This window comes from Bradyrhizobium sp. 26S5 (assembly GCF_036923295.1).
Taxonomy (GTDB): domain Bacteria; phylum Pseudomonadota; class Alphaproteobacteria; order Rhizobiales; family Xanthobacteraceae; genus Bradyrhizobium; species Bradyrhizobium septentrionale.
Genome location: NZ_CP145948.1, coordinates 8,397,987 through 8,412,709 on the forward strand (window position 1 = coordinate 8,397,987; position 14,723 = coordinate 8,412,709).

The following is a 14,723-nucleotide window of genomic DNA, read 5'->3' on the forward strand; positions in this document are numbered from 1 at the left end:
GGACCATCCATGCAATGTTTCGGATCGCGTCAGCGCGGCAGTCCGACGAGATTTCTCGCCATGATGATGCGCTGGATTTGCCCGGTGCCCTCGACGATGTTGAGCGCCTTCGCATCGCGAAACAGCTTCTCGACGAGGTGATGACCGGCCCCCGCCTCGAGCCCGACGATCTCCATGCCCGCACTGGCGAGATCCTGGGCGGTCTCCGCGGCAAACACCTTGGCCATCGAGGCGTCCACGATGTTGGGGATCCTGTTGTCGGCCTTCCAGGCCGCGCGCAGTGTCATGAGCCAGGCTGCGCGAAGCTGCCGGTACATCGCCTCCAGCCGGTCGCGCACCCGTATCGACCTGAACGCGCCCGACTGCGTCGCAAAATTCAACGCCTCGTCATAGGCGGAGCGCGCCAAGCCGACGGCGCTCGCCGCGACGCCGACGCGCGTGGTGTTGAGCGTCCCCATCGTTGCGCCGTAGGCGCTCGACTTCGACGTCCGTTCGGGCCGCTCGCCGCCCAGGATGTTGTCGTGCGGGACCTCGCAATCCTCGAGGATGAACGAGACCGACTCATAGGCGCGGAGCCCCATCTTCTTCTCGATCGTGATCCCGGTCATGCCGCGGTTACCACGCTCGATGAAAAACGACCGCTGCCCGGCCCGCCCCTTGTCGGGATCGAGATTGGCCTGCACCAGCACCCAGTCGGCGCGAGCGGCATTGCCGATGAAGCACTTGGCGCCATTGAGCAGATAGCCGCGATCGGTGCGTGTCGCGCGGGTGCGGAACGCCGCCGTGTCCGATCCTCCGCTCGGTTCCGTCAGCGCGAAGCTGCCCCAGCGCGGAATGTCAGTGCCGCGGAATGGCCCAAGGAAGCGCTCTCGCTGCTCCGGCGTGCCGGCAGCGGTGACGATCGGCGCCGGCAGTCCCGGTCCTGGCGCAGCGACGCCCATGCCACGATCCCAATAGGCATTCTCCTCATTGATTGCGGCCATTCGGACCGCGGGACCTTCAGGCATCGCGCCGTCGTCGGCCGGCACGGGATGCCTCCTCCGGAAATCGACATACGCGGCAAAATAGGGATGATCAGGCGGCAACGGCGCGCCGTTGCGATCGGCCTCGAGTCCGGCGCGCCGTACCTCGCGCAGCCCCCATTCCCGAACCTGTTCGATATACGCATTGAGCGCGGCGCTGAAATTGTTCACGCGGCGATCCTCTCCGAGATTGTAGCCGCGAGCGCCGCGCCGGCCTGCTCGCGCGCGGCATCGCATCCGCCCGCCAGCAGGCCGAGCGCGCGACAGTCCCGCATCGCCTTCTCGACAGGGAAGTCACGCATGAAGCCGTGCCCGCCGAGGATCTGAACGCCATTCGGACCGACGAAGCGGCTCGCCTCAATGGCATCGACGAAAGCCGCCGCCGCCGCACCGACGGCGCGGCCTTCGCCGGCATCGATCGCCAGCGCCGCATCTTCGATCAGAAGCCCCAACCGCTCGACGGCGACGTACATATCGACGATCAGGAATGCGAGCGCCTGATGATGGGCAATCGGCTTGCCGAACGCGACGCGGTCGAGCGCGTAGCTGCGCGAAAACCGGGCAGCATCGGAGAGCACACCCCAGATCAGCGACGCGTAGTAGACCCTGATCCTGGCCAGCGTGCGCGCCGCACGCGCCGGATCATGCCATGCCAGAATGGGCGTGCCGTCAAACATCACGCTGCTTGCGCCTGCGGCGTGCAGGGCCGAGCCAGCGACGGGCTCGAACGCAAAACCCTGCTTCAACAGCCACGCGCCCTGCGGACCAAGACCGACGAGCACATCCGCTCCTGCGGCAGGTATCCAGGCCACCCGGCCTGCAACGCGGGCACCGGCAACATCCCCGGCACCAGGATCCATCACCAGGACGAAGCGAACGTCAGACTGCCCGAGGTTCAGCTGAAGCGACTTCAGGGCTTCAACCCCGCCGAAGGCCTCGATCACGTAGATCGCCGGCGCGAACCGGTCCAGCGCAAGCGCGGCGCCGGCGTCGGCTTCAGCGAGCAAACGGTTGGTCCTGACACGATGGAGCAGACCGAGGCCGGCACCACCGGCTTCCTCGGCGACATCCAGCGCCTCGAAGCCCAGCGCGGCGAAGCGCTCCCGCACGTTTTCGCTGACCGTGCGCGCACTTTCGAACTCGCGAAGACGGGGACGCAACTCGTCAGCCGCGAATCGCCCGATCGTCCCGGCGATGATCTCGTCGCCTTCTCCCCGCGCAAAGTCCACGCTTAACCTCCCGTGCCGATTGTGCCGGGCGATCTGCTAGCCGGCTCGTCATTCGCCGGCAAGTTAGATCGGGGAGGTCGCGCCTCGCAATCCGTTACAGGCATATGCCTTGCACTTCCATATCCATGGAAATGGAAGGCGATCAGCTTTTGGCATTCCTTGGCAGGAATCGACGGATCGCGCCGTGCAGCGCCGCGACGTTCTGATCGAGATGCCGCTCGAGGCGGTACACCGGCCCGCCAAGCGCTATGACGAAGCTGCGGGTGAACGGCGCTTGCGGCAGTGGCATCGCGATCACGCCGATGCCTTCACTGTAGATGCCGCGGGAGAAGAAGTAGCCCTGCTTGCGGATGCGCTCGATGTTCGCCATCACGTCTTTCAGCGCCACGCGGTGGCTACGCGTCGGCTCCGCATGATTGCTGCGGTAGACAAGCGTGTCGATCTCCTCGTCCGACTTGCTGCTGAGCAATGTCAAACCGACACCGCAGCGTGCCAGCGGGCGCAGCGATCCCGGCTCGGCCGAATAGGCGAGCGCCTGGTTTGAGCGCAGCACGTGCACATATTGGGCGCTGATGTCACTCTGGGTCCCCACGATCACCGTTTCGCGGGTGCGGTCGCGCAATTCCTCCATCAGCGGCAGCATCCTGATTTCGCCGAACAGCTGCTCCGACACCCATCGCCCCAATACCGCGATCCGCATCGTCGGCAGATAGGTCTGCGTCTTGCGATCGTACTCCAGATAGCCCAGCGTCACGAGACTCTTCAGCATCGCCGCGCCGCTTGAGACGGGGTAGCGTAGTTCGTCGCAGATCGCCTTGAGGCCGAGCGGGCGACGCGCGCGATCGAAGAATTCCATGATCTCGAACACGCGCCGTGCCGACTTGATCGCGGCATCCGCCATCGCACCCTCCAGGACGTCGATCCGTGTATGTGGAAGAGGCTTTCATATACGTGTTTGCACACTAACGCCACTCCCTGGCGCCTGTGAGGCCGGCTCGTCGGCAGGGATGCCGATGCTGCGGGGACGGACCTCCGAGCTCGGATTCGAACCATAGGAAACAGTGGGGAGCAGTGCAGCGGCGGGGAGAGTGTCAGTCAACCCCAGCCTATCGTCAGCGATAGGCTGAATACAGCTCAAGTTCATCGCAACGAGATTGTGAGCCCGCCGAGGTTTGCGGCAAATTCCAGTCCTGCTTTCGGCCCTTTGAGCGTAAGCAGAACACCGCGTTCGTTACGCATACTCACGCCGCCCACGCCGGCAGCCCATGCGCCGCCTCCTCCGACCAGCGTATAGCTGCCGGCGAAATCGTTGACCTCCCTGATGCCAGAGGCGGTGCCTTCCAGCCAGGTCACCGACGCACCCGCGCTTAAGCCGAGGCTGAAGCCAGACACGATGAACCGATAGTGCCGCGCACGGTAGGTGAGCGTGCCGCTCCCGCCGCCACCACCCACGACGAGAGCCGCCTTCACGAACTTGACCTGGACATGGCCGGTCGCCTGTGCGGAGCATGGCGCGACCGACAGGATCATCGCCACAAGCGCCAGTATGACGGGACGGACCGTGCATCGCATCGCTGCAGCCCCCTCTGAGCTCAGAAATTTGTAAGGTCGACTTTCTTCCAGGTGTGATCCGGATCGAAAACGATCATGCGCTTGGCTAGAAAATCGGTACGTGAGCCGAGATCCTTTTGATAGACAGTGCCTGCGTGGTTGACCAGGAACGTCATGACGCCGGAATTGGCGTATTCGGCGGGATAGGCGACCAGTGCAAATCCACCGATCATCTTGCCCTTCACGACATAGTTCAGCGCGCCGCCCGGGGCGTCGGAGCCCTGCGCTTTCAGGATCCGATAGTAGTATCCGTGGTACGGCGCGCTCTGCTCGCCGACCTTGTAGCCCTCCGCCGCGGCCTGGGCCGCCAGCTCACCGAGCGGACTCGGGTCCTTGTCGTCGCGCCAGAACAATCCGTCGGTCTTGCCCGGCCTGCTGACGATGCGCTGGGCATAGGCGCCCACACCCTCGCCGCGATCCTTCTCGGCATATTCATTCTGAGCGTCGACATAGGCGAGACAGGTCTGGATCGCAGCAAGCTCGTTATTGCCAATCCTGCGGTAGAGGATTTCGCGACGTCCCGCAGCCGCGTCAAAACTCCAGCCGTCATGGTTGTTGACGAGGGGAATCGGGAACGGGAAGTCGTCGGGCCCCAGAATCAGGGTGGCCTTCTTATTGTCGTCGGCCTTGATCGAATGCTTGGCGTCGTAGGCCGAAAGGAAGCGCTGTCGCGCATTGGCGTCGGCGACATCGTCGCCGGACTCAATGATATCGGCAGCATCGCGGCCCAGCACCTTCAGCATGGCCCGGCTCGTGCCGGTCTTGACGGCGGTCGCCAAGGCGGACGCTGCGTCTTCGGGATTGGGGAAGCCCTGCTGGGCGCGAGCCGGAGACAGCAGCAGAGCGAGTGCTGCTGCCGCAGCGATGCTGACGGAAGCAATGCGATTCGATCGCAAGGACGAAAAGCCTGTCATCGTGATGCCTCCGACCGAGATGGAATCTTCGCACCAGTGGCACGCCATTCGTCGTAGCTGCGAAGCTTGAGACCGAGCCTGTCGTAATAGACCCTGAGATAGCCGTCGGCGCCGCGCGTCACCGCCGCTGGCATGACGTGCTCGACTTCCTGCGCCATCACGCCGACATAGGATTTGCTGCTGCCGAGATAGCTGAAGCGGTAATAGCCGAGGCCGTTGGCGAGATATCCAAGCAGTTCGATATCGTGCTTGAGCGCGATGTCGGAACGCCGTCCGCCGCCACCGCCGCCGCGGAAGCCGCCGCCTCCTCCTCCACCACGGAAGCCGCCTCCGCCGCCACCCTGGAATCCACCGCCGCCACGACCCGCGAAGCTTGCTCCGCCGCCGCCGCCGCGCGGCATGCTGGCCATGCTCGATCGCCCCCGCGCCGATGCCGCCGCAGCTGCCCGTCCGGACGACACGTTCATGGCGCCGCCGCGATTGCCGCCGCCACCGCGATTGGCCGCAGCTGCGCGGTTACCGGCATTGCCGCGGTTGGCGGCCTTTGCGCGATCGCCGCTCCCCTTTGCTCCGGCTCGATCGCCGCCACCCTTTGCTCCAGCTCGATCGCCGCCGCCCTTTGCACGATCTGAAGCACCTGCGCGATCACCGCCGCCGGGCCGATCGCGCGTGCCGGCACGATCTCCGCCGCGGTCACCACCACGGTCACCCGCACGATCCGCCGCACGATCTCCTGCTCGGTCGCCCGCCCGATCTCCGGCGCCCTGGTCAGGACGCAGCACTTGCTGTCCGTCACGGCCGCGGAAATCCATCCGGTCCGAGACGCCGGCCTTCACATTGTTGCCGCCGAACCGCTGCTGGACGTTGGTGTTGCTGTAGCGGACGCCCTGGCGATGCGCCGGGTTGTGCTGCCAGCTGTTGCCGATGTTGTTCACCCGGTTGTAGTGGTTGACGTAGACGTTGCGGTTGCCCCAGTTGCACCCGCCGCCCCAGTAGTTGCCCCAGCGGCCAATTGCCCATCCCGCGCCGAACGCCAGGCCGGTCGCGATGACGCCCGCGCCGATATAGGACGGATACCCGAAGTAGTCAGGCGGATATTCCGCGTAGGGCCAGGTGCCGTAGACTGTAGCCGGTTCATAATAGGGCACGTACATCGTATTCGGATCTGCCGACTCGATTACGACCACCTGCTTGTTCTCTTGTGTTTGAACGCTGACCTTCTGCTGCTTGGTCGTCACCAGCTTCTTGTTGTCATAGGCCTTCGAGCGCAACCGCTGAATCGCATCCATCACATCCGGTTGTTGCGCGAGCACCGCATCGCCCAGATTTTTGGTCCAATCGATCTTTTCGCTCATCATCGAAATAACGTCGGGCGTGCTCGCAAGCGCCTTCACACTGTCGTCCCAGGCCTGCTTCTCGACCTCGGTCTTCAACGCATCGCCTTTTAGATTCTTGCGCTCCTTCAGCCAGCGATCGGCCTGCACAATTTCCAGCGGGTATGTCGACGCCGCCAGCACGTTGGCCAGCAGCTCGTCGGGATAGAGCGCAATCGGCGCGACCAGCGCTTCGAGCTGCTCGGGCTTCAACAACTTGTCAGCCGGCTGCGCTGTCGGCGCAGCTGCCTGTGGCTGACTACTCTGCGCAGGCGGCTTGTCGGCGGTTTGCGCCACCGCAGCGACGGGGATGGCCGATACCAGCGCAATCGCAACCAGAGTCTTGCCCCAACGGAACATCGCGACCTCCATCGACACCGGCGGTCGACAGCATCGGCCACGGCCGTGTCCCTCCTTTGATCGAGATCAAGGAAAGCGTCGCTCAGCTTCCGGCCGGACCCGGCTGCTGCGATGCAAGATAGGCACGGCGATCATGGATCAGGTTCTCGAGCCGATGGGCTGCAACGTTCACCGCGGTGACGGCACGCTCGGCCTGGTCGTCCGCGACCGGCTGCTTACGCTGCGTCCGCAGCACCTGGTCGATTTCGCGCTCGATCTCTTCCAGCTCCGGCATTTGCTCAGCCGCCCGGATCCGAGGCCCCAGGGTATAAAGCATGTCGAGCGCCTCCTGTCGGCTCTGGGTCTCGACCGGCCGGAGAAATTTCCAGGCCGCGGCGAGCACCGATGCAAGGCCGCCCGCGATCATCGGCGCCAGGAAAATCGCATTTCCCCATTGATCGACTGGGTCAAGTCGCCAATCAGGTCGTTGCCAAGCTTCTTCTGCGCCACCAGGTAGAATGAGGTCCGCAGCGTCGTCAGGTCGTCGGGGGGAATTGGTGGCGAGCCCCGCAATGTTCCCTTGGGCACGTCGAAGCTTTCGTAGGCCCGCTCCCTTTCGGCGATCGCGCCCGCCGACTCGATGGCAATCATCAGGGGGCCGGTTCGCGCGGTGTGCGGGAGAACGCCGCGCAGCAGGGACAGATATTTCTCGGTCAGAGGCATCACGACCAGGATGGCGCGGACCTCCTTGGCCTCCAGCGCCCGGCGCGCGTCCGAGGGCAACAGCGGCTTGAACGTCACGCCCGCGCGCGCGAGATCGTATTCGTCCGACAACACCTTGATCAGCTTCTGATTGGCCTCGAACCCGATCACGCCGAGCGTGGCGCGCTTCAGCTCCGTCACGTCAGATATCGAAGTACCGGGCGGAGCAATGATCAGTGCGACGGCGTGGGCCAGCACGATCACGGTCTGGGCCTGCGACAGGTCGCCGACATCGCCGCGCACCACCGCGAGATCGACCTTTCCGGACGCGAACGCAGCGGCAGACTCGAGCGGCCCCGTGGTCTGGACCAAGCGCAGCCGGACCGTCGCCTTCGACTCCGTGAGCTTGCCCGCGATCGCCGAAATGAGCTTGTTCGCTTCGCCATCGAGCGAACCGACGGCGACGGTGAGCGTTGTCGGCCGAAGATACCAGCGATAGGCCAACAAGCTGGCGCCCCCGAGCATCAGAACGAGCCCGGCCACCAGGGCGATGCGCAACGACCTTGGTAAACTGCGAGGATCCACGGAGCGTCACTCGATCAATCCGGCGTTGACCGGATTCTGCTTAACAACGCTCAATATATCGGGCCGCAGAAATTGGTCAAAGGCTGCATTCCGCTAGAGCTTGCAGCGATGATAGGAAACCTGCATCCCCTCGACGCCCGGAAACTCGCGCGTGATGGTGTCGTCGTCGACAACCTTGAGGAAAAACTGCACGTTGGACACCATGATCCCCGAAGCGCAACTCACAATGATATTGAGGTCCTTGCCATCATCCTTGCGCGACTTGATCTTGCAGTTCTCGAACTTGCCCCTGAGGCGATCGGACTCGGCGATGAACCCGCCGCCATAGATCCCGGAGAAATTCGTGAACGTGACCTGGTTCGCCCTGCCCTTGCGGGCGAACACCTTGCCGCATTGGTCCGCGCTCGTGGCCCAGGCGCCGGCGAGATCGAACGCGTGCGCGGAGTCCGGCAATCCGAGGATCATGCCCGCCACCACGATTGCGCGAAGCTTGCCGTCCGGTTTCATCTGCCGTCTCCCTGTTCGCGCCCGTCAGTGACCACTCAAGACCAGCGTCTGGATCGGCAGCAGCAGCGCCTGGATCCGAAGCAGCAGCGCATGAACGAGCGCGGTCGCGTCGACGACGTGCAGGGCAAAACCCTTCAACGCGCCGGTTTTCGGATCGGCGATCACGTCATGGTTGCTGGTGTAGGCATTGACGATGCAACTGCTGCCCGGTGTCACGCCGTCAAGGCCGCCCTTGTAGAGCGGCTCAAGGAACACGAGGATCGAGCCGGGCTTTTGCAGGCTCTGCGGGTCGATCAACAGCTCGGTGGCCCGAAACTGGCCGGCGGCGATGAAATCCTGCACGCTGGTGACGACCAGCGGAATGATCACCCAGGGTTTCGACATACACGCGGCTTCCGCGACCATGCCGGGCTTCATGACCTGCGCCTCGATCTGCCCGAACCCCGCCTGCAAACTGTTCCGGCCGGCTTGGTCGGGTATCAGGATTCCGGCCGGCCGCATGATCTGGGCCACAAGATCTCCGGGGCGAACGAGGAATTGCTCGACGCGGCCATCGACGCCGGCACGGATGAAAGTCTTGTCGAGATCCACTTGCGCCTGCGCCTGCGCGGCCTCGGCACTTGCCTTCTCGGCCGGCAGAAGCGTAGTGACGCGCAACGTCGCCGATTGCTTGACGGCGCTAGCGGCATCGACGCCGGACTGCCGCTGATCAACCAGCACCTGCAGCTTCTCGATGTCGCGTTGCGGCACAATGCCGGGATTGCGGCGTTGCAATTCGCTCTTCACATCCAGCTCGTCCTTGGCTTGCTGCAAGGAGGCTTTCGCCTCCCCGATCTGAGCGTCCGCCTTGACGACATCGGCCTGCGCCGAGATCAGCGACGCATCCACCTCGGCGATCTTTCGCCTGGCTGTCTCGAGCGCAGCTTCTTGCCTCGAACTATCGAGCCGGAACAGGACGTCCCCCTTTTTCACCGATTCGGTGAAGCCGACATTGACCTCGACGACGCGGCCGGAGCCCTCGGGCAGGATCGGCACGGTCCTGAAGTAGATCGCCGCGGAGGTCGTCGAGGGATGAAAGTAGAAGATCATCGTGATCAGCGAGATCGTGAGCATCAGGCAGCCGGTGATACCCCACCTCAATTCGTACCAGACGGAGAAGAACGTGATCTCCTTGCCGAACCGCTTGCCTTGCCGATAGCGGCGGTAGAGGTAATCCGGCAGGATCGTCACCAGCGAGCAGATCATCAGCTCAAGCATGGTTGTGCACCTCTTGCTTCGCGGGCGTCCGGACGTCGGGACTGCCGCCAGATACGGATTCGGCTTCCGGTTCGGCAGCGGGCGCGCCCGGCGTAGCGTCGGCAATGCGCTCGACGGAATCGGCAATGCTGCGCATCGGCGTGCCGAAATCCGGCAGGTCGATGAGTGCCAGCAGCAGGCCGGCGACCCAGAAGATATGCATGTGGGTGAAAAGTGATATCAGGCCGAGGACGGCGACGATCTCAAACTGCAGCTTCTGCGACTTGTGCGCCATGCGCTCCGGCAGGCTGTGCAGCTTCCAGTAGAGGGTACCAACCCAGAAGACTGTAGCTACAAGGAAAATGCCCATCACCACCATCAGGGTGTCCGACCCGTCGACGCCGGGAATGAAGAACGGCAGATGATGGGGGGCTGCCGGATGCATCTGTTCGCTCAAATTTTATCTCCGTTCCGGGCGCTGGCGCTTCGCAGCCGTGCCTCGCACCGTGCCTTTCTTCCGTGCGGCTTGCTTGATTTGGATCAAAGAAGACGGTCGGCTTGCTCCTACCGTTCTCGGGCAAGGCTCAAGATCGATCCCAGGAGTCCCGGCCATGCGAGACAAAATCGATGACCTGATCCCGAAGGCGCATGAAATCCAGAAGCAGGCGGCGTTCAAGGAAGCGGAGAAGGCCGAGGAACACGCCAAGCGTGCGGCTGCTGTGGAGGCCGAGAAGCGCGCCTTGATCGAGCGGTTGAGCAAGCCGTCCGGTCTCAGCGAAGACGAGAAAGTCAAACTGGCCTCGACAGTGATTCAGCGTGCGGTGCGCAACGGGCTGACCGAAGTGCAGGTCTATCGCTTCCCCAACACGCTGTGCACCGACAAGGGGCGGGCCATCAATCAGATGGAGGCGGGATGGGAGAAGACGCTGACAGGCATACCCAAGGAAATATACCAGCTCTGGGCGGACTATCTGCAACCGCGTGGCTACCGCATCCGCTACCAGGTCGTTGAATACCCCGGCGGCATGCCCGGCGACATCGGCATCGTCATTGCCTGGGGCTGACAGCTCAAACGATGGACGGGGATCGATGGCGAAGGAAAACTCCTCCGGAAAGATGAAGCGCAAGCAGTATGAGGAAGAGCTGCACAAGCTGCAGATACAGCTCTGCCATCTCCAGGAATGGGTGGTAGCGAACAAGCTCAGGGTCATCGTCCTGTTCGAGGGGCGCGATGCGGCCGGCAAGGGCGGAACCATCAAGGCCTTGACCGAGAAGGTCAGCCCGCGTGTATTTCGGGTGGTCGCCCTGCCCGCGCCATCCGATCGTGAGAAGTCCCAGCTCTTCATCCAGCGCTACATGCAGCAGTTCCCTGCCGCCGGCGAAATCGTCATCTTCGATCGCAGCTGGTACAATCGCGCTGGCGTCGAATATGTGATGGGATTCTGCACACCGGCGGAGCACAAGCGGTTTCTCTCGCTCTGTCCGCAGATGGAGCAGTACATCATCGAGGGCGGCATCATCCTGATCAAGCTGTGGCTCGAGGTCGGAATGGACGAGCAGGAACGCCGCTTCAGGGCCCGGATCGACGATCCGCTGCGGCAGTGGAAACTGAGCCCGATGGACACGGAGTCGTACCGGCGCTGGTACGACTACTCCCGGGCACGCGACCTGATGTTCAAGGCGACGAGCTCGAAGCACGCGCCCTGGCACATCATCCGCTCCGATGACAAGCGGCGGGCGCGACTGAACTGCATTTCGCACCTCCTGAAGACGATCCCCTACGGACGGGTGAAGCGCGACAAGGTGAAACTGCCCAGGCGCTCCGACAAAGGGCGCTACAACGATCAGGCCGGTCTGCGGGGAATGAAGTTCGTCGAGGAACGCTACTGAAAGACCAGGCCGCACCGGATGCGCGGCCTGGGCCCTTCCGGCCTATTTCAGGCGGATCGTGACACCCCCCACGGCGGCCGAGACTTCGGCGCCGACCTTCGGACCGCTGAGCTGCAGGATCACGCCATTGGCGTTCTGCAGCTGCACGCCTCCGGCGCCCGCGGCGATCGCACCTCCAGCGCCTGCGGCGCTGTAGGAACCTTCGATTGAGCCGGGCCCCCTCAGGTTGATCGCGCGCCCGACAAGCTTGGTGGTCGAGGCGCCGATCGTGAAGCCGACGCTCATGCCCGACACGGTGAACGGATAATGCTTGCCGCGCAGGGTCAATACGCCCTCGCCGCCTCCGACACCAACGATGAAGCCACCCTTGGTGAAGATGACGGCGACCGCGCCGGTTTCGGCCAGCGACGGCGTGCCGAAGCCAGCCAATCCGATTGCCAGCGCGGCAAGAGCTCCAAGCAAATCCACTTTCCTCATGATTTCCCTCCAGGGATCGGTTGCGCTAACGGATCTATGATGCAGCCTTGAGCTTCGGCGCTGACGCCTTCGGCTTGCCCATCCTAGCGAGAGCCTCGGTCGTCACGAGCTTCAGGCCCTCGGCCGCGTCGTAGCCATGGATCTCCTTCACATCGAGCTTGCGCATAAAGTCGATCGTCTCCTGCGTGATGACCTGGCCAGGGACCATGATCGGGAAGCCCGGCGGATACGGGATCACGAAGCTCGCGGACACGAGAGCGGGCCCGTTCTTCAGGCGCCTGTCGATCTCGGGGTCGTTCAGGCGAATGTATTCGCATCCAGCGGGGTCATAGGCCGAATAGAACCCGCTGCGGATGTCGCCTTCGTTCGTCCTGGTGCCGGCATCGCCGCGATAGGTCTCGTGGAAATGCGAGAAGTTCGGCAGGTCGGGCACGTCCTTCATCAGGCTGTTGACCCGCACGTCGAAAGCGACCTTGGCGTTCGCTCCGCCTTTGGCCAAGGCCTGATCGATTTCACCGGAGATTTCGGCCAACACCCGGACAAGATGCGCGACATCGCTGCGCGTATTGTTGATGTTGGACTGGATCAGGACCGAGTTGCGCGACGTCTTGTTGACCTGGATGTTGTAGCGGTTGGCGAGCAGACCCTTGAACTGCGTTCCGTCGTACCCGGCCGTGCCGCAGACCAGCGTCATGCGGGTCGGATCGAGGCAGAACTCGTCGTCGTTCAGGCTCTTCAGGGCGCTCGCCCAGTTGGTACCGGCCGCCAGATAGTCGGTGAAGCCGCTCTGGCGATACTCCTTGGGGACCATCGCATCCGCACCCAGGACGCGGAAATACCGGGAAATCAGCGGATTGGTGTTGACCGCATTGCGGATGGCGAACGCGATCTCCATTGCATTGGCCACCAGTCCATAACCCTCGAGCTCCATCTGGCGGCGCGAGACGTCGAGGCTTGCGATCAGCTGCTGGTTCGGGCTGGTCGAAGCGTGCGTGAATACGGCCTCCTTGAACTGCGCTTCGACCGTGTGAAATTCGATGTCCTTGACGGACAGCATCGAGCCCTGCCGGATTGCCGACATCGACTTGTGCGTCGAGTTGGTCTGGTAGACCCGCAACCGGATCTGACGCGGATCGGGGATGAGCCGGGTCTTGAGCAGCACCTCCTCCGACGGGTTCTTGCCGAGTTCGGCCTGCTGCTTCTCGTAGGCCGCAACCGATTTGGGATCGCGCATCCAGGCTTCGATCTCGTTCGCCGCGCCCATCGCGGTTCGTCGCCTCAGGAATGGCGAGAACCGCGCGAAGCCGAACCAGGCCTCGTCCCAGAGGAAGATCAGGTCAGGCTTGATCGCGAGGCATTCCTCCATCACCCGCCGCGTGTTGTAGATGTGACCATCGAAGGTACAATTGGTCAGGTCGATCATCTTGACCCGGTCGAGCCGGCCATCCGCCTTCGCGTTCAGAAGCGCCTGCTTGATCGTCTTCAGCGGCACCGCGCCGTACATCGAGTATTCCGTCATCGGGAATGCCTCGACGTAGAGCGGCTGCGCGCCCGCCAGCACCATGCCGTAATGGTGCGACTTGTGGCAGTTGCGATCGACGATCGCGATGTCGCCGGGACCCAGCAGCGCCTGCACCGCCATCTTGTTGGAGGTCGAGGTACCGTTGGTCACGAAGTAGACGCGGTCGGCACCGAGTGCGCGCGCGGCCTTCTCCTGCGCCTTCTTGATGTTGCCGGTCGGCTCCAGCATGCTATCGAGGCCGCCGGTGGTGGCGCTGCTCTCGGCAAGGAACAGGTTCAGCCCGTAGAATTCGCCCATGTCGCGGATCCAGTCCGACTTGAACACGGACTTGCCGCGCGCGATCGGCAGCGCGTGGAAGGTGCCGATCGGCCGCTGCGCGTATTTCTTCAGATTGTCGAAAAACGGCGTGTCGAAGCGGTCCTGCACGCCTTCCAGAATTGAAAGGTGCAGTTCGAGGATATCCTCGACCGAGTAGAACACCCGTCGCACCACGTCGGCCTCAGGATTGCCGGCCAACTCCTCGACGTCGCGATTGGACATGAGGTAGAGATCAAGCTCGGGACGGATCCGCTTCAAGATATGGGCCAGCCGTAGCGCGGAAGCATCGGACTCTTCGTTGAGCCCCATGGCGCCAGTCATGGCACGAAGCACAGGCGCATCGTGGCGCGAGCGCAACCCGAAGCCTTCATTGATCACCACCGCCGCAATGTTGGGGTTCAGCATTGCCGCACAGAAGGCGTCCTCGAGACTGCCCACCATCACGGGCTCATAGATGAAGGCGTCGACCGGACGCCGCAGCCTGCGCCATTCCGCCAGGAGTCCCGGCCAGTTGCTGGCTGGCACCCCGGTCACGATCAGGGTCTCGAAGTAAGGACGGCGCGCCGCCGATTGTCCGAGAGTTGGCGGGAGCAAATCGGGAACGTCACCATTGCCCTCGTCCTGCGTGCTCCAGTCACTGCCATGCTGGCGGAAGGATTTTGTCTGAAGTGCCTGCGCGATCCGCGTCGAAAGCATATGCGAGGTGGCGGCATCGCCCGCCGCCGCGGCTTCCTTCAGCGCCGCCATCAAACGAAGGCCCGGGTAGCCGTGAAACTCCTCGGTGACCGCAAGCGCCGACAGCGCCTTGTCGTACGGCGCACGGTCACCGCCCCGGCTCCACGCCTTTGCCGCCTCGACCAGATCTCGCCAATTGTCGGCGCGTCCGCCGGGTCCGGAGAAGAATTGGTCGATACGCTGCTGGGCCTGCTTCGCGTCGTTGGCCATGAATGTCTCCCGATCTTAGCGGTGTTCCGATCTTGACGGTGTTCCCCGTCCGA

15 protein-coding genes are annotated in these 14,723 nt (G+C 63.4%); 2 read left to right on the top strand and 13 right to left on the bottom strand.

Annotated features, from left to right (window positions below; translation table 11 throughout):
• Window positions 1-29: 29 nt before the first annotated feature.
• From V5279_RS39780 to V5279_RS39830, 11 genes are all read right to left on the bottom strand, one after another.
• Window positions 30-1,193: an acyl-CoA dehydrogenase family protein gene (locus V5279_RS39780; RefSeq protein WP_338692304.1), complete on the bottom strand. Its 1,164-nt coding sequence runs from the start codon at window positions 1,191-1,193 to the stop codon at window positions 30-32.
• Window positions 1,190-2,251 carry an acyl-CoA dehydrogenase family protein gene (locus tag V5279_RS39785; protein ID WP_338692305.1) on the bottom strand — a complete coding sequence of 354 codons (1,062 nt, stop codon included), beginning with the start codon at window positions 2,249-2,251 and terminating at the stop codon, window positions 1,190-1,192. The genes V5279_RS39780 and V5279_RS39785 overlap by 4 nt, the downstream gene beginning before the upstream one ends.
• A 142-nt stretch (window positions 2,252-2,393) precedes the next feature.
• The gene (locus V5279_RS39790; protein ID WP_338692306.1) at window positions 2,394-3,152 is read right to left on the bottom strand and encodes an IclR family transcriptional regulator; all 759 of its coding nucleotides are present in this window, start codon (window positions 3,150-3,152) and stop codon (window positions 2,394-2,396) included.
• 239 nt (window positions 3,153-3,391) lie between these two features.
• Window positions 3,392-3,781, bottom strand: coding sequence for a hypothetical protein (locus V5279_RS39795; protein ID WP_338692307.1), 390 nt, complete (start codon window positions 3,779-3,781; stop codon window positions 3,392-3,394).
• Window positions 3,782-3,843: 62 nt separating this feature from the next.
• Window positions 3,844-4,776: a DUF2950 domain-containing protein gene (locus tag V5279_RS39800; RefSeq protein ID WP_338692308.1), complete on the bottom strand. Its 933-nt coding sequence runs from the start codon at window positions 4,774-4,776 to the stop codon at window positions 3,844-3,846.
• Entirely contained in the window at window positions 4,773-6,509 is a 1,737-nt protein-coding gene (locus V5279_RS39805; RefSeq protein WP_338692309.1) for a DUF3300 domain-containing protein, read from the bottom strand. The genes V5279_RS39800 and V5279_RS39805 overlap by 4 nt, the downstream gene beginning before the upstream one ends.
• A gap of 82 nt (window positions 6,510-6,591) precedes the next feature.
• Window positions 6,592-6,915, bottom strand: a complete 324-nt coding sequence (locus V5279_RS39810; RefSeq protein WP_338692310.1) for a hypothetical protein — start codon at window positions 6,913-6,915, stop codon at window positions 6,592-6,594.
• Window positions 6,912-7,748, bottom strand: a complete 837-nt coding sequence (locus V5279_RS39815; protein WP_338692311.1) for a hypothetical protein — start codon at window positions 7,746-7,748, stop codon at window positions 6,912-6,914. The genes V5279_RS39810 and V5279_RS39815 overlap by 4 nt, the downstream gene beginning before the upstream one ends.
• A gap of 120 nt (window positions 7,749-7,868) precedes the next feature.
• Window positions 7,869-8,282 carry a hypothetical protein gene (locus V5279_RS39820; protein WP_338692312.1) on the bottom strand — a complete coding sequence of 138 codons (414 nt, stop codon included), beginning with the start codon at window positions 8,280-8,282 and terminating at the stop codon, window positions 7,869-7,871.
• A 24-nt stretch (window positions 8,283-8,306) separates the two neighbouring features.
• The gene (locus V5279_RS39825; protein WP_166302602.1) at window positions 8,307-9,539 is read right to left on the bottom strand and encodes an HlyD family secretion protein; all 1,233 of its coding nucleotides are present in this window, start codon (window positions 9,537-9,539) and stop codon (window positions 8,307-8,309) included.
• Entirely contained in the window at window positions 9,532-9,975 is a 444-nt protein-coding gene (locus V5279_RS39830; protein WP_175619449.1) for a hypothetical protein, read from the bottom strand. Before V5279_RS39830 ends, V5279_RS39825 begins: the two co-directional genes overlap by 8 nt.
• 154 nt (window positions 9,976-10,129) lie before the next feature.
• Here V5279_RS39830 and V5279_RS39835 point away from each other — a divergent pair, with 154 nt between their 5' ends.
• Both V5279_RS39835 and ppk2 read left to right on the top strand, forming a co-directional pair.
• Entirely contained in the window at window positions 10,130-10,582 is a 453-nt protein-coding gene (locus tag V5279_RS39835; RefSeq protein ID WP_166302599.1) for a hypothetical protein, read from the top strand.
• A gap of 25 nt (window positions 10,583-10,607) precedes the next feature.
• Window positions 10,608-11,408 (top strand): polyphosphate kinase 2, encoded by an 801-nt coding sequence (gene ppk2 / locus V5279_RS39840; RefSeq protein WP_166302597.1) that lies wholly within the window; start codon window positions 10,608-10,610, stop codon window positions 11,406-11,408.
• A gap of 42 nt (window positions 11,409-11,450) precedes the next feature.
• On the opposite strand, the gene V5279_RS39845 is transcribed toward ppk2, so the two are convergent.
• Both V5279_RS39845 and V5279_RS39850 read right to left on the bottom strand, forming a co-directional pair.
• Window positions 11,451-11,885: a hypothetical protein gene (locus V5279_RS39845; protein ID WP_338692313.1), complete on the bottom strand. Its 435-nt coding sequence runs from the start codon at window positions 11,883-11,885 to the stop codon at window positions 11,451-11,453.
• A 34-nt stretch (window positions 11,886-11,919) separates the two neighbouring features.
• Window positions 11,920-14,670, bottom strand: a complete 2,751-nt coding sequence (locus V5279_RS39850; RefSeq protein WP_166302591.1) for a decarboxylase — start codon at window positions 14,668-14,670, stop codon at window positions 11,920-11,922.
• Between the last annotated feature and the right edge of the window lie 53 nt (window positions 14,671-14,723).